The sequence below is a fragment of the Candidatus Pseudothioglobus sp. uisw_070 genome (genome assembly GCF_059512545.2).
The window spans coordinates 1,459,540-1,481,690 of sequence record NZ_CM183456.2 but is presented as its reverse complement, the minus strand read 5'-3'; the positions used below and the strand labels follow the sequence as shown (position 1 = coordinate 1,481,690).

Here is a 22,151-nt window from a genome sequence, read left to right as displayed (position 1 = left end):
AGTAAAATATGAAGATATTAATTGCACCTGATTCTTTTAAAGAAACCTTAACAGCTTCTGATGCAGCAAATGCAATTGAGGAAGGTTTTTTAGGTATTTTTCCAGATGCTAATATTTTAAAATTACCGATTGCTGATGGTGGAGAGGGAACAGTTGATGTTTTAGTTGCTGCTACTCAAGGTAAGTATTTTTCAACGAAAGTGTCAGGCCCTCTAGGAGAGTATATCAATGCCAAGTGGGGTATGCTCGGCAATTCAAAAACAGCAGTAATCGAAATTGCTGAAGCTTGTGGCTTGCACCTAGTTCCACTTAAAAAAAGAAATCCAATGAATACCTCTAGTTTTGGAGTTGGTGAGCTCATTCTTGCTGCAATTGATGTAGGTGCTGAGCATATTATTATTGGTTTAGGAGGAAGTGCAACAAATGATGGAGGAATGGGTTTTTTAGAGGCAATTGGAATCCAATTTTTAGACTCTTTTGGTAAGGAACTCACTGGAGGTGTAGAAAGTTTAAATACACTTTCAGATATTAATATTACTTCTATCGACTCACGCCTCAAAGGAGTCAGTTTTGAGATTGCATGCGATGTGGACAATCCTCTCATTGGACAGCAAGGCGCATCAGTTATTTTTGGATCTCAAAAAGGTGCTGATGAAAAGATGATTAATCAATTAGATAATCTATTGAGTCATTACTCTAGAATCGCTTCCAGTAAATTAGATAATAACCTCTCAATGCAGCCAGGGGCAGGTGCAGCAGGTGGCATAGGTTATGGTTTTCTTGCTTTTTTAAAGGCGGATCAAAAAAGTGGGGTACAAATTATTCTTGAAAAACTTAATTTTGAGCAACATCTATCAACTTCAGATCTTGTAATAACAGGCGAAGGTAGGTTTGATAGTCAAAGTCTTAGAGGTAAAGCTCCAATGGGAGTAATTGATTATGCAAGAAAGTATAAATGCAGTATCTTTGTAATTGCAGGTAGTGCAGAGGATGATGAAATACTTGAAAATAAATATGATATCGACAAGGTATTTAGTATTATTTCTAATGACCTATCATTTAAACAGTCAATTGCAAATCCCAATGATAGTCTAACGGCTACTGCAAAAAAAGCAGCCCAGCACTATAAAAAATATTATTTGAATCTTTAATATCCTAGATCAGGGTTTATTAAATTATTTAATTTTTCATCAGCAATGTATCTTTGCATATTCATTAGAACGAGATCAAGTGTTAGAGGAATATATGTATCACCATCATCAGCAGATATATGTGGCATAACCATTAAGTTCGGTGTATCCCATAATATTGAATTTGAAGGGAGTGGCTCAGGATCAAAAACATCAATAATAGCAGCCTTGATGTGACCAGAATTTAAGTTCTCTACAAGAGCATCATAGTCCATTGTGGCAGCCCTTCCGACATTAACAATACCAACTCCTGGCTTCATTAATGATTGACGCCTTTTATCTAATAAATTAAATGTTTCAGTTGTATTCGGTGTTGACATAAAAATGTAATCAGCTGCAGGGAGTACTTCATCTAATTTATCTACCTTAACCATTTGATCGACGCCTTCTAAAGGCTTTCCATGACGACTTACCCCAATTACTTTCATGCCCAATAATTTGCATTTTTTTGCAGCAGCATGTCCTATATTGCCAGTACCTATAACCAGCAATGTCTTACCTAATATTGGAGATGAATAGAGAGATTCCCAATGCTTGTTTTGTTGATTTTGAATGATTTCAGGGATATGCGTATGCAGCATTAGCACACTCATTAGACCAAACTCCCCTGCTTTTGCTGAGTGCACACCCCGATTATTAACAACTGAAACGTGTTCTGGTACCCAGTCCATTGGACATAAATGTTCTACCCCTGCACCAATAATATGAATCCATCGAAGTTTAGGCGCAATTTCAGCAAGATTCTCAGTAGGAAAATCCCAGCACACAAGAACCTCAGCAGTCTTCATGGATTCATAAAAGTTCTCTAAATCCCAATCAAAAATTGGCTCAATTTTGTTTTTTAAATCCGTGTAGCTTTCAATTGCATTATCAAACCTTTCTTTGGTAATAGCAAAAACACTTTCCCCTTCAATAGTTGGTGGGAATGAATCAGGGTCAGCATGATTACTCTTAAAATGAACTCTTATTTTATTATCACTTGCCATAGCTATTTATTTATTGGTATTTGAAGTTTCTCTTGATTGTATTTCTTTTAATTTTTTCGTAACTATTTTAACTCTCTCTTCTTCAACCTTTCCATCGACTTCAAATTGAATTTGAACGAATTCATGTGCAAGTTTACTTAAGAAGGAATTGTCTTCCAAATTACTTGCTGGAATATTAAGGACAGAATCACCTCCATAAGTTGGAACTGGCAATCCATTAATGCCACTTGCTAGATATGGTTTTTTGCCAGAGGCAACAGTTTTTATTTGCTCTCTAATTCTCTGACGCATCATTGCAACTCCTTGATCACTGGGTAATAAATTTTCATTTTTATGGATATTTATTGGACCCATTCCTTCGCATGCTTCTCGGTCTGCAGGAAATCTTTGACGTTCTTTGTAGGGGCGATCAAAAATTTCACCCTGTTCAATTAGTTCAGGACCCTCTGGAGTGTTAAATTCCTGTGGATCTCCTCTCTCCCCAAAATTAGCCCAGGCATAGCAGATAGTTGTTTCATCGTCGATTGGAACAACCCATCTTGTAAATGAACTTCTACCATAGTGTATTTGCTTTGTTCCATCTGCAGCAAAAGCTGCGCCTGCTTGAGTAAAGTTTGGCAAAACAACTTCGTTAATCCTAAACCAAATATTGTCACCAACTCTCCTGGTATTGCAGCCTAAAATCCAACTATCACGCTCAAAAAAATCAATCTGTCCAACTTCTCCAAAGCCTTCTGAAAACTGTTGTCGACTCATATTTGAATGAAGGAAAGAGGTATGAATTGGATCAACTATAGCATCCAAAACCTGAAGCCAGTTGCAATTGAAGGGTGCCTTATAGGGAACCATTTCCATATCTTTAAAATTTAGGCTGTCATACATTGGGAATTCGGGTTTTTCATCAATTGGCCCAAGATAGGCAAAAATTAAACCTTTAAATTCATAAGTCGGATAGGCGCCAAGTCGAACCCTCTGTTTAATAATGTCAGCTACATGTTCAGGCTGGCCAGGAACATCTAATAATGTTCCATCAATGCCAAAGTGCCATCCATGGTAGCAACATTGAATTCCTGTTTCTTGACAAATACCAAATTCAAGAGAAGCTTGCCTATGGGGGCATTGTTTATGAACCAATCCTAATTGATTACTTTTGTCTCGAAATAGAACAAGTTCTTCACCCAGAATTTTTATTGATACAGGAAGATCATCGAGTTCAGAAGAGATAAAAACTGGCTGCCAGTATCTTCTAAGGTATTCACCTGCTGGCGATCCAGGACCAATACGTGTAATTTCATCATCAGCATCTTTTGAGTGGATTAATCCATGCCCTGAATATCCTTTCAACTCAACCTCGAAGTCACTTCCTTTAATGCCCATATTGCATCCTCCCCTGATTAAAAGTGTTAATGAAAGTTACAAATCATACCAAATTAATATGAATGTTAACAGTAAATAATTTTTATGATTATTACATATTAATTATTTTTAATCGAATAAATAGCTGTATTGGTAACTTATTCTTTAATTTATTACATTTAATGTAATAATTAGGTTTATAATTTTTGTCATTATCATTTGTTTCATTTATTTTTTGAGGTATTACAATTAATAAACTTGACATGTCATCTTTTTTTGAGAAAGGCAAGCTTAAGCATGGGCTGCCCTCATCTGCCTATACTAGTGCTGATTTTTTTCGCACTGAGTGCGATACCATTTTTACCGATAATTGGGTTTTTGTAGGTTTTGCTCATGAGCTAAATGAGCCAGGCGATGCAAGACCAATTATGGTTGCTGGTCAGCCAGTAGTCTTAATTAAAAATAATGAAGGAAAAATTTCAGCTTTCCATAATGCATGCTCTCATCGATGTTTGAAGTTAGTTGATGAGCCAATGAATGTTGGCAAGATGTTATCTTGCCCCTATCATGCATGGACATACAGTCTTGATGGTGATCTTTGTGCTACGCCGTTCTTTGGTGGCAAAGAGCATCAGCCAGAAGGCTTTGAAATGTCAAATCATGATCTTAAATCAATAAAAATAGCTATTTGGCAAGATTGGATTTTTATTAATTTAAGTAGCAATGCTGTCAATTTTGAGGATTATGCAGCTCCTCTTATTCAAAATTTTAGTGATATAGATTTTCAAAAAGTGAAGCCTGTAGCTACTTTGGATTTTGGTGAGATTTCTACGAACTGGAAATTTCTTATGGAAAATTTTATAGAGCCTTACCATGTTCAATTTGTCCATCGAACAACAACAAATCAGCCTCTTGAGGATCATTACACAATTGTTGATGGCGTTTGCCTAGGAAGCGCTATTGATCTAGATGATGATGATAAGGTAAAGGGGAGTTTGTCTGTAAGTTCAAGATACTTAACTCTTTTTCCAAATTTTATAATTGGTCGTTATGCTCCTGATCAAATTGGAGTCTATTTGAATGTTCCAGTTGATGAAGGTCATACGCATCAAAAAAGGGTTATCTACACCACAGAAGGCGAGAGCGTTTCAATTAAAGAGGTTGATGAAATGAAAAAGCTATGGTGGGATGTCCACAAAGAAGATCATGCAATTTGTGAAAGGATGCAGCTTGGGAGAGCATCTCCAGTTTCAAAAGATGGTGGTATGTTGTCACCTCACTGGGAAGATAGTGTTCGCGCTTTTCAAGAAATGATTTTAGAAGCCGTTACTAACCCACCAAAAAATAATACATAAAGGAGAATTTAATGACCGATACAAGTTTTAATAGTGACTTTAGATTAGCACATACGATGATGAGAGTTCTTGACTTAGAAAAGTCACTTCATTTTTATTGTGACATTTTAGGTATGCAAGTGCTAAGGCGAACTGATTACCCAGGGGGAAGATTTACAAATGCATTTGTAGGTTATGGTCCTGAAATTGAATTTCCTGCGCTGGAGCTAACCCATAACTGGGATCAAGAAGAGCACTACGACAAAGGTAATGGATGGGGGCACATTTGTATTGAAACGCCAGATGTATACAAAGCTGTTGAAGACCTAGAAGCTGGAGGTGCCAAAATCATTAGTCCAGCTAAACCTATGAATGCTGGAACTCGAATACTTGCATTTATTGAAGATCCAGATGGATATGTCGTAGAACTTAATGAAAAACTTAACTTAACTTAAAAAGGGATAAAAATGAGTAATAAACCACAACTATATAAATTTGGTGACATTGAGCACCGTTTACACACTTTAGAGCCAGGACAAAGCTACATCAAGCCTTTTGTGACTAGTGCAGTTAGTGATACGATGTGCGGCGGTTTGAATTTTTTAAACCAAGTATCTGTGCCATGGGAGTTAACATGCGATGAGATTATTTATTGTATGGAGGGGACGTTTAGATTAACGTGTGATGGCGAGTCTTATAACTGCAATCCAGGTGATGTCCTTTATATCCCTAAAGATAACTCAATAGCTTATGAGTGTGATGAAAAATGCGTAATATTCTATGCCGCCTATCCTCATGACTGGAAGCAACAAGCAGGAATTACTTTTGTGCCTGGAATAGATCCAGAAGACATGCCTCAAAACTAGGATTTAAATGAGTCATTCAAGTAATCGTATAGTGCACCTAAGTCAATCTAATGATAGTAATGATAGCGATCAACTTCCGCGTGTTCCAACCAGGGATACGCTAAAAGATAAATTGAATCAACGAATCATTGATATGCTTGAGATTGATGGACGAAAGCCATTTAACGAAATTGCTAAGTCACTGGAAATCTCTGAAGGAACTGTTAGGAATCGCGTGAATCGCATGAAAGATGCAGGTGTCTTGCAAATCAAAGCATTGGTAGATCGCTCTGCTATAAATTATGCAACAGATTCGATGCTCGGAATAAAAGTTGCTTCAACTTCTAGCCCTACTGAGGTTGCTAAACGTCTTCAAGATTGCAATGAAATAGTCTTTATTATCTGGGTCACAGGTCGATATGATCTTTTAGTAGAAATTGCCTCTGAAGGAGATGAGACCCTTACTAGGTTTCTAGATGAACATTGTTTTAATAACGGTGATATAAAGGATGTTGAGGTAATGAAAGGCCTGGCAACATATAAAAATCAATTTTTATTAAAATCGCAAGAAAAATTATAAATATTTAATAAATTCATAAATAAGGAGAAGAATATGGCAAAGATTTATCACACAACAATGGCAGATGCCCTGCCATCAAAGAAACGTGTTGCAGAGGAAAAAGCTCGATTAGAAAAAGCAGGCGTAAAGTACATTCTGTCGTGTTGGATTGACATGCTCGGCCTTCCTAAAACAAAGCCAATTCCTATGAAGGAGTTTGAGGCATTGTGTGCAGGAAAGGGCCCTCAATTTGCAGTTCACTCAGTTTCTTTTGTTCCTGAATTAGGACCTAATGACTCAGATCAAATCCCTGTACCTGATTTAGATAGCTTGGTAATTTGTCCATGGGATAAGACTTGTGTATGGGTTTTTTCAGATTTATGGTGGGAAGGTAAACCTTATAACTTGTGCCCTCGTCAAACTCTTAAAAGAGCGGTACAAAAAGCAGATGACGCTGGATATAAAGCCTTTTGTGGTATTGAGCCAGAATTTATTGCGATGCGATGGGAAGATGGTCAACCTGTTAAAGCTTTTGATGATGACCCATTACCAGGTGATGGCTTACGTCCTCGCAGACAAGCTTTTGGATACGATGTTGAGTATTCAATTGACTCAATGGAATTCCTCAAAGAGTTAATTGATACTGTAAATGATTTAGGCTGGGATATGAAGGATGTGGTTTGTGAGGGCGCCTACTCACAGTTTGAGCTTGACTTCACTTATACAGATATTCTTCAGATGGCAGATCGATTAGTTTTCTTAAGGGTTCTTCTTAAAGAAGTTGCTAAAAAGTATGGGATGTTTATTACCTTTATGCCAAAGCCAACGATTGGTGATTGGAGGTCTGGAGCGCATATTAATTTTAGTATGACGAGTAACTCGGATAACAAAAATGTTTTTGAAGGTAAGGATGGAAAATTCTCTGATACAGCTTATCATGTAGTTGGTGGATTGCTAAAGCATGCAACAGAAATTACAGCTATTGCTTGTTCAACGGTAAACTCATATAACGGTTTGGTTCCAATAGTTGGTGGATTTGAAGGAGGAGTCTATACATGGGCGCCGACAACAATGGCCTATGGAGATAATAATCGATCTTGCATGATCCGACTCCCTCAAAACCGGTTTTGTATCGAGAATCGTGCTGCTGACATGTGCATGAATCCATACTTATCCTTAGCACTTACAACAGCTGCAGCTTTGGATGGAATTGAGAATAAGATTGATCCAGGCGATCCTTTAAATATAAACTTGTATACATTAAGCCCTGAAGAAATGAAGGAAGCAAACATTAAATCTTTACCTCGTAATCTTTTAGAGGCAATTGAGGCTTTAAATGAGGATGATTTTGCAAGAGAGGTTTTAGGTGATTCAATGCTCCTTCAATTTTTCTCTTATAAGAAAGATGAGTGGGATCGATATCATCAGGCTGTTACAAACTGGGAAGTTGAGGAGTTTTTAAGGCTCTATTAAGCCAGATTTTTTATCAAAAGATAATAGATAAAAGCATTAATCGTTTTTTTCATTTAAACTATTGCCCTTGAGTTCATGTCATGCATGAATACAGGGGCTATAATAATTTTTTGGAGTTTTTATGTGTGGAATTGTAGGACTTTTTATTAAAAATCAAGCTCTAGAGTCTCAATTAGGTGCGCTTGTAGCACCAATGCTCAGTGAGATGACTGAGAGAGGGCCAGATAGCGCAGGTATTGCCGTTTATCGTAATCCTCAAGAGAATGGCTGTAAGATTACTGTCCTTGCTCAGCACCAAGACTTTAATTGGGGTGCTTTAGAGGCTGCAATAAGTAATCATTTTTCTTTAATAGATATTACAGTCACCCGCAATCATGCAGTTTTGAGTCTAGATTCTGAAATTGATGATGTTCAAGTTTGGATGAGAGATAACTGGAGTGATCTTAGTATTACAAGTGCAGGAACAAATATTGAGATCTTTAAAGGTAAAGGTAACCCAGCTGAATTTATTGATCAGTTTGATATTAAAAGTATGACTGGCACTCACGCACTTGGACATACCAGAATGGCAACAGAAAGTGCAATTACAACAGAGCACTCCCACCCTTTCTCAACAGGCCAGGATTTATGTCTTGTGCATAATGGCTCTTTATCAAACCATAACAGATTACGTGAAACTTTACGAAAAAAAGGTGTTCGTTTCAAAACTGATAATGATAGCGAAGTTGCTGCAGGATATTTGAGCTGGCGCTTAAGTGAGGGGGATGATCTGGATCAAGCCTTGAATCATGCCATAGAGGATTTAGATGGATTCTATACCTTTGCAATTGGAACTAGGGATGGTTTTGCAGTTATGCGTGATCCAATTGGTTGTAAGCCAGCAATTATGGCAGAAACTGATGATTGGGCTGCGATGTCTTCTGAATATCGTGCTATTGCAACTTTGCCAGGCGCTGAAAATGCGCGCATTTGGGAGCCTGAACCAACTCAGATTTATAGCTGGAAAAGGAGTTAATAATGACTGAAATTAATTTAAAAAAAAGCACTATTAGAGAGCTTAATGAAGCATTGCAGGCAGGGTCTTCTGGTGATAAATTTTCTGTAAATAATACTGTTGGAAAGCATGCTCTTTCAGTTGGTCTTACAACAAAGGTAGATGTTGAAATTAATGGACATGTTGGCTACTATTGCGCTGGTATGAATCAACAGGCCAATATAATAATTAATGGAAATGCTGGGCCAGGTTTAGCTGAAAATATGATGTCTGGCCAGGTACGTGTTACTGGAAATGCCTCTCAATATGCTGCTGCAACAGCACATGGTGGACTATTAGTTATTGAGGGAGATTCAAGTTCACGATGTGGAATTTCGATGAAAGGCGTAAATATTGTTGTTGGCGGTAATATTGGACATATGAGTGCATTTATGGCGCAATCTGGATGCTTAGTCGTTTGTGGAGATGCTGGAGATGCTCTAGGTGATTCAATTTATGAAGCCAAAATTTATGTTCGAGGTAAAGTCAAAAGCCTAGGTACAGATTGTATCGAAAAAGAGATGCGAGATGAGCATAAGAAAGAGCTTCAGCAATTACTAAGCCAATCAAAAATGAGTCATGGGGTTGAAGAATTTCGACGTTATGGTTCTGCGCGCAAATTATATAATTTTGACATTGACCAAGTCGATGACTACTAAGGAGATCAGATTATGAGCAAAGATAATCCAACATTAATAGAGTCTGCAACTTTTCCTCGGCATGTGATTGCGGAAATTCAGCGCGCAGCTAAAACAGGAATTTATGATATTCGTGGATTTGGTGCTAAAAGAGATATTCCTACATTTGACGATTTAGTATTTCTTGGTGCTTCAACTTCTCGCTATCCATTAGAGGGCTATAGAGAAAAATGCACAACTGAGGTCATTTTAGGTAATAGGTTTGCAAAAAATCCTATTCATTTAAAAACACCAATCACAATTGCAGGCATGAGCTTTGGCTCCCTTTCAGCTCAAGCCAAAGAATCGCTTGGAAGAGGCGCGACTATAGCAGGCACTAGCACAACTACAGGGGATGGCGGAATGACTCCAGAAGAAAGAGGGCATTCTAAAACTTTAGTTTACCAATACTTGCCTTCAAGATATGGGATGAATCCAGATGACTTAAGGAAGGCTGATGCAATCGAAATTGTTTTGGGTCAGGGTGCAAAGCCGGGAGGCGGAGGCATGCTATTGGGGCAAAAAATTTCTCCTAGAGTAGCACAAATGCGAAACCTTCCAGAAGGAATAGATCAGAGATCTGCTTGTCGTCATCCAGATTGGACGGGTCCAGATGATCTTGAAATCAAGATACAGGAATTACGTGAAATAACAAACTGGGAAAAACCGATCTATGTCAAAGTTGGAGCGACGCGAGTTTTTTATGATGTCACCCTTGCTGTAAAGGCAGGCGCTGACGTTGTTGTTGTTGATGGCATGCAAGGAGGAACTGCAGCAACACAAGATGTTTTCATTGAGCACGTTGGAATACCGACGCTTCCAGCAGTTCGAATGGCTGTTGAAGCTCTCCAAGAAATGGATATGCATCGTAAGGTACAGCTGATTGTTTCTGGTGGTATTCGAAGTGGGGCAGATGTTGCAAAGGCCTTAGCTTTGGGTGCGGATGCAGTTTCAATAGGTACTGCTGCATTAATTGCACTGGGCGACCAAAGCCCTGAATTTGATGATGAATACAAAGAGATAGGTTCAGCAGCAGGTTTTTGGGATGACTATCAGGCGGGAAATGATCCAGCTGGCATTACGACTCAAGATCCTGAGCTTGCAAAGAGATTAGATCCAATTCTAGGTGGCCGCAGACTTGCGAATTATATAAATGTTCTTACGCTTGAATTGCAAACATTGGCCCGGGCATGCGGTAAGAGTCATGTGCATAATTTAGAGCCAGAGGATATGGTAGCATTAACTATGGAGGCAGCTGCGATGGCTGGCGTTCCCCTAGCTGGTACTGATTGGATTCCAGGTAAGGGCGGAATATAATTACTAATTGAATAAAAATAATAACGAATAAATAGGAGAAATTATGGCCACTAAACTTAGTAAAGTAGCTGCAGATAAAGGTATTGAATATTTTCTTATTAGCTTTGTAGATCTTTTTGGAAGTTTGCGTTCTAAGTTGGTTCCTGCAAGGGCCATTGATGGAATGCAAAAAGATGGAGCGGGTTTTGCAGGATTTGCAGCCTGGTTAGATATGACGCCTGCACATCCCGATATGTTTGCTATTCCAGATCCTGATAGTCTTATCCAGTTGCCTTGGAAGCCAGAAATTGCTTGGTTAGCCTCAGATTTATGGATGGATGGTAAGCCTGTTGAGGCTTCTCCGCGAGTTGCATTAAAGAAGCAATTGGCAGAGGCTGAAAAGCAGGGTTTTAGAATGAAGACAGGTGTTGAGTGTGAATATCATCTCATCAATGAAGATGGAACTGATATTGCTGATGAGAAAGATACTCAAAGCAAACCTTGTTATGACCAGCAGGCCTTAATGCGCCAATATCCAGTTATTAAGCAAATTTGTGACAGCATGATTGAGTTAGGTTGGGGTCCATATCAAAATGATCACGAAGATGCTAATGGTCAATTTGAAATGAACTGGGATTTTGATGATGCTCTAAAAACTGCTGATCGCCAAGTATTTTTTAAATTTATGGTGAAATCAATCGCCGAGCTTCATGGCATGCGCGCAACATTTATGCCAAAACCTTTTAGTCATCTTACGGGTAATGGCTGTCATTCTCATGTCTCAATATGGAATCTAGATGGTTCTCAAAATTTATTTAATGGTGAAAATGATAGCCGAGGTTTAGGATTGTCACCTCTTGCGTATCAGTTTTTAGGCGGGATTATGCATAGCGCAGATCGCTTAACTGCCATCTTTAACCCAACTGTAAATAGTTATAAACGTATTAATGCCCCAAGAACAGTTTCTGGTGCAACGTGGTCTCCTAGCTCAATTACTTATGGTGGAAATAATCGTACTCATATGATTCGAGTTCCAGACTCAGGTCGTTTTGAATTACGATTAATGGATGGCGCAGCAAATGCTTATTTAATGCAGGCAGCAATACTTGCTTGCGGTCTTGATGGCATTGCTGGCAACCGTGACCCAGGGGACCCACTTGATATAAATATGTATGAGCTTGGAAAAGACATCGAGGGCTATAAGCAACTGCCGCGTAATTTACTTGATGCGCTTAGATTACTTGAAGATTCAGATGTTCTTAGAGAAAGACTTGGAGACAGCATAATTGATGCTTACATAAAATTAAAGCATACAGAGTGGAGTGGTTATGCCTCCCATCTGACTCAATGGGAGAGGGATAATACTTTAGATTGTTAGGCGTAAAATTTAATGATTTTCTTATAACTATAATGAAACTTTGTGATGGATTATGAAAAGTTTGAGCTAGGTGATGTTTCTCTTTTATCAGGAGAGGAGTTAAATTCAGCCTTTTTAATTTACAAAACTTATGGAAAGCTGAATAAAGGTAAAGATAATGTTGTTGTTATGCCTACTTTTTACACTGGCTCACATCAAAGAAATGAGGGCTTTTTTGGTGAAGGTAGGGCAGTTGATCCGGCAAAACATTTTATTGTTTCAATTAACTTATTTGGAAATGGACTCTCCTCTTCACCGAGTAATTCAAAATCGCCTCAAGATGGCCCAAGATTTCCGCGTATCTCTCTTTGGGATAATATTGCTTGTCAGTACAAGCTATTAAAAGAGCATTTAGGTGTCGAGAAAATTGCGCTAGTTACTGGCTGGTCAATGGCAGGTTGTCAGGCTTATCAATGGGCTGCACAGTACCCTGATTTTGTTAAAGCAATCTTGCCTTTTTGTGCTTCAGCTAAAACATCCCCTCATAATCATGTATTCCTGGAAGGGGTAAAGGCGGCACTTTGTGCGGACCAAAATTGGAATAATGGTGATTATTCTTCTCCTCCAGTTGCTGGCCTTAAGGCATTTGCAAGAGTTTACGCAGGTTGGGCATTTTCACAAACTTTTTATCGTAACTCTCTATATAAAGAGATTGGATACGACTCCTTAGAAGATTTACTTGTCGATTGGGAGGAAGATCATTCTAAGAATTGGGATGCCAATAATCTCCTTTGTAAGCTTGATACTTGGCAGACTAGTGATATCAGTGTTGGCCCAATATATAACGGAAACATAGAGATGGCGTTAAATGCTATTAAGGCCAAAACTATCTTGATGCCCTGTATGCATGATCTTTACTTCCCACCTGAAGATAATGAAATTGAAGCAGGCTATATAAAAGGTGCTGATTTTCGACCATTTAATTCTCCATGGGGACACTGTGCAGCAAACCCTGGAAATGATCCTGACTTCACAGCTGAACTTGAGCGTGCCATTAATGAATTACTCGAAGAATAAAGGTTGAGATGACAATTACATGGAAAGATTTCGAAAAAGTTGACATACGGATTGGCACTATTGTTGAGGTTGAGGATTTTCCCGAAGCAAGAAATCCAGCCTTCATATTGCATGTTGATTTTGGAGTAGAAATTGGATTAAAAAAATCAAGCTCTCAAATTACAGATCTTTATACCAAGAATCAATTGCAAGGTAAACAAGTTATGGCAGTTGTAAATTTTGAACCAAAACAAGTGGGACCTATTATGAGTGAATGTTTGGTGCTAGGATTTTATCGCCAAGATAACTCAGTTGTTTTGGCCACAAATGACCTACCTATTAATAATGGTTCTCGACTTTTATAATAGACTTACGATCTAATTCTTTACTGATACTAATCCAACCAATAAATATAGAAATATTCAGTATTGAATCTAATTTGTATCATAATGGTTTTAAACTATAATCTATTAGAAAGTAATTGTTTTTTGTATCACTTTGAGCCATAATAGTATTATATAAACAATATAGTATTAGTTTTAGGCTTTTTTACATTAGATTTGTATAATATTGAGGTGTATATTCCTAATTTCATAACTGGGTTTTCAGCTATGTTAAATAATGGAAGGGAGAAATAAATGAAGAAAAATATAAAAATCTTGGCCGGTAGTGCGATTCTTGCTGTTGCAAGTTCTGCTGCTGTTCAAGCTGGCGAGTTAACAGTCGCTACAGTAAATAATGGTCATATGATCACTATGCAAAGTCTAACAGGACACTTTGAAAAAGATAATCCAGGAATTAAAGTTAACTGGGTGACTTTAGATGAGGGTACGTTGCGTCAACGCGTAACAACAGACATTGCTACTAAAGGTGGTCAGTTTGATGTTATGACAATTGGTATGTATGAAGCTCCAATGTGGGGTGCAAAAGGTTGGTTACATTCTTTAGAGTTTGGCTCTAGTTATGATGTAGACGATCTTCTACCTGCAATGCGAAATGGATTATCAGCTAATGGTAACTTATATGCAGCACCATTTTATGGTGAGAGCTCTATGATTATGTATCGTAAGGACTTGTTAGATGCAGCTGGTATGAGTATGCCTGATAACCCTACTTGGGGTCACGTCCAAGACGCAGCAGCAGCAATGACTGACAAAGCTAATGGTGTTTATGGTATCTGTCTTCGTGGTAAGCCAGGTTGGGGTGACAATATGGCATTCTTAACTACAATGGCTAACTCGTTTGGTGCGAGATGGTTTGATGAAGAGTGGAAGCCTCAGCTTGATTCACCAGCTTGGAATCATGCAGTTAATTTCTATGTTGATTTATTAACTCATTATGGTCCTCCAGGATCATCAGGTAACAGCTTTAATGAGATCTTAGCTTTGATTAACGAAGGTAAGTGTGGTATGTGGATTGATGCAACTATTGCGGCTTCTTTTGTATCAGACCCAAGTCAATCTAAAGTTGCTGATGTAATTGCTTATGCACAAAGTCCAGTAGCTGTAACCCATCGTGGTGCTAACTGGTTATGGGCATGGGCTCTAGCTGTTCCAGCTGGAACACAGCAATCTGATGATGCTCTTAAGTTTGTTGAGTGGGCTACTTCTAAAGAATACATTAATCTTGTAGGCGAAGAGAAGGGTTGGGGAAGTGTTCCTACAGGTACACGTTCAAGCACTTACCAAAATATGAAATTCCTAGCTGCAGCAAATTTTGCTGAAGCGGAAATGAAAGCTATTTTGTCGGCTGATCCTTCAAACAGTACGCAAGAGCCAACACCATACCAAGGTGTTCAGTTTGCATCAATTCCTGAGTTTCAGGCTATTGGTACTGCTGTAGGCCAACAAATGAGTGCTGCTTTGGCAGGTACGATTTCTGTTGAAGATGCTCTTGCTGCATCGCAAAAAGCGGCAGAAAGAGAAATGATTAAGGCCGGTTACTACTAGAGAGTAATAACCATTTAAACGGGTCAGTTTTGCTATAAAACTGGCCCGTTTTTTTTAATATCTACTGGGGTTTTTTTTGATGAAGTTCAGCGTTTCAAAAGCATTACAAGCTCCAAGTGTCATTCTTCTTCTTCTGTGGATGATTGTCCCACTAAGCATGACAATATATTTTTCATTCATGCGTTACAACTTGCTTTATCCAGAGCGCTATGGCTTTAATGGGCTTTCGAATTACGATTTCTTTTTAACAGATCCAGCATTATTTAGCGCAGTCACAAACAGTATTACTTTGGTTGGAAGTATTATTGCAATATCAGTCATTTTAGGCCTGGGTATTGCTTTGTTATTACAAGAAACCTTTAAAGGCCGAGGGATTGTAAGGGTTTTACTAATATCTCCTTTTTTCATAATGCCGACAGTCAATGCGTTGATTTGGAAGAACATGTTTATGAATCCGGTTTATGGCCTTTTTGCATTCGTCAGTGGAATTTTTGGCTGGCCAGTTGTTGACTTCTTATCAGACTTTCCTTTATTGTCAATTATTATTATGTTGAGCTGGCAATGGACTCCATTTGCTTTACTTATTTTTATGACTTCACTCCAATCTATGGATACAGAGCAGATTGAAGCTGCTGAACTGGAAGGTGCTGGCTTTTGGTCAAAGTTCCGTTATCTAACCTTGCCACATTTGGGCAGAGCTATTGGTGTTGTTGTAATGATTCAGGCTATTTTTCATCTCTCAATTTTTGCAGAAATTTTTGTGACAACCGGTGGTGGGCCCGGTTATGACAGTACAAATACAACTTTTTTAATTTTTACTCAAGCACTTCTTCAATTTGATGTTGGCGTTGCTTCTGCAGGAGGCGTTTTTGCAATTGTGGTTGCTAACATTATTGCTTATTTCTTGATTAAGACAGTTGCTAAGGGAATGGCTAAATGAACATAAGTTATAGAAATATGAAAAAAATAAAGCACCAATCGAGGATATTGGCTTGCTGGACTTTAGCTATAATTTTCTTTTTTCCTATTTTTTGGATGGTTTTAACGAGTTTTAAAACTGAGCTTCAAGCAATCTCCATTCCACCACTTTTCATTTTTGAGCCAACTTTTGAAAATTTTTCAATTGTCCAGGAAAGAAGTGATTATTTTAAGTATGCCACTAACTCGCTAATTACTTCTTTTGGTGCAACAATTTTTGCGCTAATTATCGCTGTGCCTAGCGCATATTCAATGGCATTTTTCCCTGGAAAATATACGAAAGATATTTTACTTTGGATGCTATCTACCAAGATGCTTCCAGCTGTTGGTGTTCTTATGCCTATTTACTTGCTAGCTGATGCAGCTGGCTTGCTAGATACCAAAACTGTTTTAATAATTATCTTTGCAATGATGAATTTACCAATTATTATGTGGCTATTATTTTCATATTTTAAGGAAATACCAAGTGAAATTCTTGAGGCTAGTAGGATGGATGGGTGTAGCACATTTGATGAATTAAGACATATTGTATTACCTCTTTCTTGGGGTGGTGTTGCTTCAGCTGGTCTTCTAAGTATTGTTTTATGTTGGAATGAGGCATTTTGGGCAATTAATCTAACTGCTGGAGATGCTGGCACCTTGACAGCGTTGATTGCTTCATATTCAAGCCCAGAAGGATTATTTTGGGCAAAACTTTCTGCCGCTTCAACACTTGCATGTGCACCTATTATTGTATTTGGGTGGTTTTGTCAAAAACAGCTAGTTCAGGGCTTAACATTTGGAGCTGTGAAATGATGAATAAAAAACAATACTCAGAGCCTAATTTATCAGAAGCCATTATTCTTGTTACAGGTGCTAATGGAGGCATTGGATTTGACATTGTAAAGTCTGCATTAAAATCTGGAGCTACAGTTCTAGGAACTGATGTAGTAATTAGCAAAGACCTTGAAGAATTACACCCAAATGCTAGCTTAGAATTAAGAGCTTATGACCTTTCTAAAGATAATCATCTTGAAGAGTGCCTTTTATGGGCAGATTCACTGGGAGTCAATGTACTCATTAATAATGCTGCAATTTTTGATATGGCTCCTTTATTGGAGGCAGATCTTGATCAGTTTGATAAGTTATTTGCGGTGAATGTTAGGGCTATGTTTGCGATGATGCAGGGTGTTGCTAAGAGCTTAGTTTCGCGAAATGAAAAAGGTGTGATTATTAATTTTTCAAGTCAAGCGGGTAGGCGTGGGGAAGCTTTGGTTTCTCATTATTGCGCTACAAAGGCAGCAGTAATAAGTTACACGCAATCTGCCGCATTGGCTTTAGCGCAGAAAGGAATTAGGGTGAATGCAGTAGCTCCAGGCGTTATTGATACTCCAATGTGGGATAAAGTTGATGCATTATTTGCTAAATATGAGGATCTTGATATTGGAGAAAAGAAAAAAAAGATTGGAAAATCTGTCCCACTAGGTCGGTTTGGGACTCCATCAGATGTAACTGGAGTTGTATTATTTCTAGCCTCTAACCAATCTAAATATATTACAGGTCAAACTATCAATGTTGATGGTGGCAATGTTTTAAGTTAAGGAAAAGTATGTCAATAATAGATAGAATAAAACCAGAGTTTGAAATCGTTGATAAAGTAGAGACGATTCGGTATTTAGAGCATGGCTGGCCCACAGCGCTTTGCCGCTGGCATGCGCATGAAGAGTATGAGCTGCATTTAGTTGTAAAAACTTCAGGTAAGGTTTTTGTAGGTGATTATGTTGGACAATTTTCACCTGGATCTTTATTTTTGACTGGACCTAACTTGCCACATAATTGGGTCACTGAAGAGAGTTCAAGTAATCTAGTCCCATTAAGAGATATGTTGATTCAATTTAATCACGAAACATTGAAAAAGGCATTTACAGCGTTTCCTGAATTTGTGGAATTAGATCATCTTTTAGAGTCATCACGCTCTGGCATTGAATTCAAGAATTATGATCCAGAACTTGCTAAAAAACACTTAGAGTTAATACGTGATAGTCAGGGTATGAAAAGACTGTTGAATTTTTTAAATTTTCTTCATGAACTTAATGAATGGTCAGAAAAAGTAACGTTATCACTAACTAAATTAAATCCTAGCTTATCTTCAAGTAGTCAACATCGAATTAATGAAGTTGTGAATTATGTAATAGATAACTACAAAAATAACATTTCATTAGTCGAGGCGGCAAAAATTGCAAATATGAGTGAGAGTGCATTCTCAAGATACTTTATGAAAACAACAGGAAATCGATTTTCAGAATTTGTCTCAAGAATTAGATTAGGAAGGGCATGCGTTATGCTCTATGAAACCGATAAAAATATTTCAACTATAGCCTTTGCATCTGGCTATAACAATCTTGCTAATTTTAATAGACAGTTTGTTAAATTAAAAGGTATGACGCCAAGAGAATACAGAAAGACAGCATATAAAGGATTAATAAGTGAATAAAGGTATGACAAAAAACATAAATGAGAGTAATTCTCTAGTTAAAGCTAGTTTTGAACCTGCCAACTGCAAAGTTGGAGTAATTCATATTGGTGTGGGAAATTTTCATAGGGCGCATCAAGCAGTATATTTTAATAATATCTTAAAGAACGCAAGTTCAAACAATTGGGGTATTGCTGGAATCAATTTAAGGAAAGAGCAGAGTAAATTAATTATGGATTTGAAAAAATCTAATAATAACTATATCTTAAAGACTGTCTCTGCAGCTGGAGAAGCTAGGCATGAAGAGATAAAATCAATTATAGAGTTATATGATTGGGAGATTAATGATAGAGAAATTCAACATCTTTTTTCATCTAGTAACGTTCAGTTGGTAACAACTACGGTTACTGAAAGTGGTTATTATTTTGATAAAGACAAGCAATTAAAAATAACAACAAAAGATATTCAAAATGATTTAAATGGAGGTACGCCATTAACTATTTTTGGGGCCCTTGCAAAAGGTTTGAGAGTAAGAATGGACAGTAATGGCCTGCCAATAACTATTGCGTGCTGTGACAATATTCAAGAAAATGGCGTTATGTTAAAACATTGCTTTAATCAGTATTTAAATGAATTAGGTGATGAAGTTTTATTAGATTGGGTTTCAAAAAATACCAGTTTTCCATCTAGTATGGTTGATAGAATTACACCTAAAGTTAACGCCAAAGAGCTACTAAAAATTCAAGAATCTTTTAGTCGAAGCGAAGACTGTTCAGTTATCTCTGAAGACTTCATTCAATGGGTAATTGAAGATAAATTTTCTGGAAAAAAACCCCCTCTAAGTTCTGTTGGAGTTGAAATTGTTGATGATATAGAGCCCTATGAAAATACAAAAATTCGTATTTTGAATGGTGGGCATACTGCTCTTGCTTATCTTGGTGTTTTGCAAGGATATAAAACTTATGATCAAGCTTTAAGTGATCCTGAGTTGTCTAATTTTTTTGACTCAATACAAGTTAAAGAAATTATTTCATCTTTGCCAATAGAACCTTCAATTAATTATTTAGATTACTTATCTACAACTAAGAGAAGGTTTGGAAATCAAAATTTACCTGACTCTTTGTCAAGAATTTGCATGGATGGAGGCTCTAAGTTCCCTATATTTTTATTGCCAGTCATCGAGTGGCATTTATCAAAAGGAGAGACTCCTGAGTTCTCATTAAAGGCTATTGCAAGTTGGTATATTTTCCTATGTCAAGTGATTACTAATAAGGTAACTTTTGAATATGTTGAGCCAAAATGGAGCATGTTAACTCCTTTTTTAGTCGAAGGTGGTGAGCTTGGCTTTGCAAAAGACTCAGAACTTTGGGGAGATATTCCACAAAAGTACCCAGACTTTGTTGATGGAGTCATTAAAGAAATACAAGCAATGAAAGAACAATATCAGATTAATTTTTAAAATGTTATTAGGCGTATACGAGGAGAGTAATTTTGGCTGAAATTAAATTAGAATCAATACATAAAAATTTTGATGAAGTAAGTGTCATTAAGGGTGTTGATATTGAAATTCATGATGGAGAGTTTGTTGTTTTTGTGGGGCCATCTGGCTCAGGTAAATCTACTTTACTAAGAATGATTGCTGGTCTTGAGGATATTAGTTCAGGACTCTTAATGATTGATGGTGAAGAAATGAATGATGTACCACCATCTAAAAGAGAGTTGGCTATGGTATTTCAATCCTATGCTTTGTATCCTCATATGAGTGTCTTTGATAACTTAGCTTTTGGACTTAAATTGGCAAAGGTAAATAAAAGTGAAATTAAAGGGCGCGTTGAGAAGGTGGCTGAAGTCTTACAAATTCATGATTATTTAGAGAGGCTTCCTAAACAATTATCTGGTGGGCAGCGACAACGAGTTGCTATTGGTAGGGCAATTATTAGGGAGCCTAAGGTTTTTTTATTTGATGAGCCTCTATCTAACTTAGATGCAGCTTTAAGGTCTGATATGAGAGTTGAGCTTGCAGAGCTTCATGAAAAGCTTAGTGCTACAATAATTTATGTAACGCATGATCAAATTGAAGCTATGACTCTTGCTGATAAAATTGTTGTTCTGAATAATGGGTTGGTTGAGCAAATTGATACTCCTACTGAACTCTACAATAATCCAAAAACTGAATTTGTTGCAGGCTTTATTGGGTCTCCAACTATGAATTTTTTAAGAGGTGATATAGTTGATAAAAGTGGTGCAGAGGTTTATGGAGTAAGACCAGAACACATTTCACTTTCTCCTAATAAGGGCAAAATAAAGTGTACTTTGAAGCATCTAGAGAATCTAGGTGCAGATACCTTATATTATATGCAGTCAGAAGATTATCAGCAAATTACAGTTAGAGTCGAAGGTATGGGTTCCCATAAAAAAGGTGAAATATTGTTTTTAGATTATGATGAAGCCAATGTGCATATGTTTAAAGATGGAAAACGAGTTTAATTTAACTAATTAAAACCATCTAGATTGTTTGTATAAAATTAGTTGACTTACTTGTTGCTATATTTAGTATTCAATTTTTATAATGTAACCTTTAAATAAGTTTCTCATGATAATTTGTGCTGGTGAATCTTTAATTGATATGGTGTCTTTTTTAGGTGAGGTTGAATATGCTCCTCATGTTGGCGGCAGTAACTTTAATTCTGCAATTGCTCTTGGTCGTTTAGGTGCCAATAGTTATTATTTTGGCGCTGTGTCAAATGATAACTATGGAAAGCTAATTGAAGATTCCCTTAAAAACTCTAATGTCAGAGAAGAATTCATTATAAAAACTAACCGACCAACCACTCTTGCCTATGCAGATGTGGTTAATGGTATTGCCGAATATACATTTGTTGATGAACATTCAGCTGGACGAATGCTAGATAAGGCTAGTTTAAAGCCTTTTTTGAGTAGAGTGATGAAGGCAAAAGCATTATTGGTTGGAGGGATTAGTCTTCAAGCGGAGCCTTGTGGATCAAGCTGGCAGTGGTTAGTTGAGCAAATCTCTGGCCATTTACCAGTTTATTTTGACGCCAATATTAGGCCTGATTTTATTGAGGTTAAAAATGATTACGTAAACCGTTTCAAAAAACTTACTTCAAAAGTTGACATAATAAAAATTTCTGAAGACGATTATCGTTATCTTTTTGGTGCACAGGATTTTAAAGAAGTTAGCAAAGAGTGGCTCAAGAATGGCGTTAAATTAGTTATCTTGACATTAGGTGGAGATGGATCAAAGGTAATTTTTGATGGTGGCAAAGAAGTATATGTCAAGAGTAACCAAGTTGAAGTTGTCGATACAATTGCTGCGGGCGATAGTTTTAATGGAGGTTTTCTGTTTAGTCTTGAACAACAAGGGCTTCTTAGTAGAGATAAATTGAGTTTGATGGAAGAAGCTTCTCTTAAAAAAACACTTACTTTTGCAAATCAAGTTGCAAGCTTAACTGTTATGAAGAAAGGTGCAAATCCGCCTTGGCTTAATGAGATTTAAATAGCCTTGTAGATTAGATCTATTTATGACAATTTATCAAGAGTCTGTTTTCAATATTTAAGGCAATACATTCTTAGTGAAAGGTTAAAATAC

General features: G+C 37.3%; 22 protein-coding genes. 20 read left to right on the top strand and 2 right to left on the bottom strand.

Annotation, left to right across the window (positions count from 1 at the left end):
- Window positions 1-8 precede the first annotated feature (8 nt).
- Entirely contained in the window at window positions 9-1,151 is a 1,143-nt protein-coding gene (locus AC5YGD_RS07430) for a glycerate kinase (RefSeq protein ID WP_496141312.1), read from the top strand.
- Here the strand turns inward: AC5YGD_RS07430 and AC5YGD_RS07425 are convergent.
- A complete protein-coding gene (locus AC5YGD_RS07425) occupies window positions 1,148-2,176 on the bottom strand; it encodes an NAD(P)-dependent oxidoreductase (RefSeq protein WP_496141311.1) in 1,029 nt (342 codons plus the stop codon). The genes AC5YGD_RS07430 and AC5YGD_RS07425 overlap by 4 nt on opposite strands.
- Window positions 2,177-2,182: 6 nt before the next feature.
- Complete coding sequence (locus AC5YGD_RS07420) at window positions 2,183-3,553, bottom strand: Rieske 2Fe-2S domain-containing protein (protein ID WP_496141310.1); 1,371 nt, start codon at window positions 3,551-3,553, stop codon at window positions 2,183-2,185.
- Between the two features lie 242 nt (window positions 3,554-3,795).
- Here AC5YGD_RS07420 and AC5YGD_RS07415 point away from each other — a divergent pair, with 242 nt between their 5' ends.
- The 19 genes from AC5YGD_RS07415 (at window position 3,796) to AC5YGD_RS07325 (ending at window position 22,058) form a co-directional block, all read left to right on the top strand.
- Window positions 3,796-4,887 (top strand): SRPBCC family protein, encoded by a 1,092-nt coding sequence (locus tag AC5YGD_RS07415; RefSeq protein WP_496141309.1) that lies wholly within the window; start codon window positions 3,796-3,798, stop codon window positions 4,885-4,887.
- A gap of 11 nt (window positions 4,888-4,898) precedes the next feature.
- On the top strand, window positions 4,899-5,321 hold the full coding sequence (gloA, locus tag AC5YGD_RS07410; RefSeq protein WP_416651446.1) for a lactoylglutathione lyase: 423 nt from the start codon (window positions 4,899-4,901) through the stop codon (window positions 5,319-5,321).
- A gap of 12 nt (window positions 5,322-5,333) precedes the next feature.
- Window positions 5,334-5,732: a EutQ-related cupin domain-containing protein gene (locus tag AC5YGD_RS07405; RefSeq protein WP_416651444.1), complete on the top strand. Its 399-nt coding sequence runs from the start codon at window positions 5,334-5,336 to the stop codon at window positions 5,730-5,732.
- 7 nt (window positions 5,733-5,739) lie between these two features.
- A complete protein-coding gene (locus AC5YGD_RS07400) occupies window positions 5,740-6,291 on the top strand; it encodes an AsnC family transcriptional regulator (RefSeq protein WP_496141308.1) in 552 nt (183 codons plus the stop codon).
- Window positions 6,292-6,324: 33 nt separating this feature from the next.
- Window positions 6,325-7,743, top strand: a complete 1,419-nt coding sequence (locus AC5YGD_RS07395; protein ID WP_416651440.1) for a glutamine synthetase family protein — start codon at window positions 6,325-6,327, stop codon at window positions 7,741-7,743.
- Window positions 7,744-7,864: 121 nt separating this feature from the next.
- Window positions 7,865-8,758, top strand: coding sequence for a class II glutamine amidotransferase (locus tag AC5YGD_RS07390; RefSeq protein ID WP_496141307.1), 894 nt, complete (start codon window positions 7,865-7,867; stop codon window positions 8,756-8,758).
- Window positions 8,759-8,760: 2 nt separating this feature from the next.
- On the top strand, window positions 8,761-9,435 hold the full coding sequence (locus AC5YGD_RS07385) for a protein glxC (RefSeq protein ID WP_496141306.1): 675 nt from the start codon (window positions 8,761-8,763) through the stop codon (window positions 9,433-9,435).
- A gap of 12 nt (window positions 9,436-9,447) precedes the next feature.
- Window positions 9,448-10,770: a glutamate synthase-related protein gene (locus AC5YGD_RS07380; protein ID WP_496141305.1), complete on the top strand. Its 1,323-nt coding sequence runs from the start codon at window positions 9,448-9,450 to the stop codon at window positions 10,768-10,770.
- A 43-nt stretch (window positions 10,771-10,813) separates the two neighbouring features.
- The gene (glnT, locus tag AC5YGD_RS07375) at window positions 10,814-12,127 is read left to right on the top strand and encodes a type III glutamate--ammonia ligase (protein WP_416686496.1); all 1,314 of its coding nucleotides are present in this window, start codon (window positions 10,814-10,816) and stop codon (window positions 12,125-12,127) included.
- 45 nt (window positions 12,128-12,172) lie between these two features.
- Window positions 12,173-13,183, top strand: a complete 1,011-nt coding sequence (locus tag AC5YGD_RS07370) for an alpha/beta fold hydrolase (protein ID WP_496141304.1) — start codon at window positions 12,173-12,175, stop codon at window positions 13,181-13,183.
- An 8-nt stretch (window positions 13,184-13,191) separates the two neighbouring features.
- On the top strand, window positions 13,192-13,527 hold the full coding sequence (locus AC5YGD_RS07365) for a tRNA-binding protein (RefSeq protein ID WP_416651430.1): 336 nt from the start codon (window positions 13,192-13,194) through the stop codon (window positions 13,525-13,527).
- A gap of 273 nt (window positions 13,528-13,800) precedes the next feature.
- On the top strand, window positions 13,801-15,111 hold the full coding sequence (locus tag AC5YGD_RS07360; RefSeq protein WP_416694865.1) for an ABC transporter substrate-binding protein: 1,311 nt from the start codon (window positions 13,801-13,803) through the stop codon (window positions 15,109-15,111).
- Between the two features lie 79 nt (window positions 15,112-15,190).
- Window positions 15,191-16,051 (top strand): ABC transporter permease subunit, encoded by an 861-nt coding sequence (locus AC5YGD_RS07355; RefSeq protein ID WP_496141303.1) that lies wholly within the window; start codon window positions 15,191-15,193, stop codon window positions 16,049-16,051.
- A 17-nt stretch (window positions 16,052-16,068) separates the two neighbouring features.
- Complete coding sequence (locus AC5YGD_RS07350) at window positions 16,069-16,884, top strand: carbohydrate ABC transporter permease (protein WP_416653548.1); 816 nt, start codon at window positions 16,069-16,071, stop codon at window positions 16,882-16,884.
- Window positions 16,881-17,669 carry an SDR family oxidoreductase gene (locus tag AC5YGD_RS07345; RefSeq protein WP_496141302.1) on the top strand — a complete coding sequence of 263 codons (789 nt, stop codon included), beginning with the start codon at window positions 16,881-16,883 and terminating at the stop codon, window positions 17,667-17,669. The genes AC5YGD_RS07350 and AC5YGD_RS07345 overlap by 4 nt, the downstream gene beginning before the upstream one ends.
- An 8-nt stretch (window positions 17,670-17,677) precedes the next feature.
- Window positions 17,678-18,562 (top strand): helix-turn-helix domain-containing protein, encoded by an 885-nt coding sequence (locus tag AC5YGD_RS07340; RefSeq protein WP_496141301.1) that lies wholly within the window; start codon window positions 17,678-17,680, stop codon window positions 18,560-18,562.
- 4 nt (window positions 18,563-18,566) lie between these two features.
- Window positions 18,567-20,000 (top strand): mannitol dehydrogenase family protein, encoded by a 1,434-nt coding sequence (locus AC5YGD_RS07335; protein WP_496141300.1) that lies wholly within the window; start codon window positions 18,567-18,569, stop codon window positions 19,998-20,000.
- 32 nt (window positions 20,001-20,032) lie between these two features.
- Complete coding sequence (locus tag AC5YGD_RS07330; protein WP_496141299.1) at window positions 20,033-21,028, top strand: sn-glycerol-3-phosphate ABC transporter ATP-binding protein UgpC; 996 nt, start codon at window positions 20,033-20,035, stop codon at window positions 21,026-21,028.
- Between the two features lie 106 nt (window positions 21,029-21,134).
- Window positions 21,135-22,058, top strand: coding sequence for a PfkB family carbohydrate kinase (locus AC5YGD_RS07325; RefSeq protein WP_496141298.1), 924 nt, complete (start codon window positions 21,135-21,137; stop codon window positions 22,056-22,058).
- Window positions 22,059-22,151 lie beyond the last annotated feature (93 nt).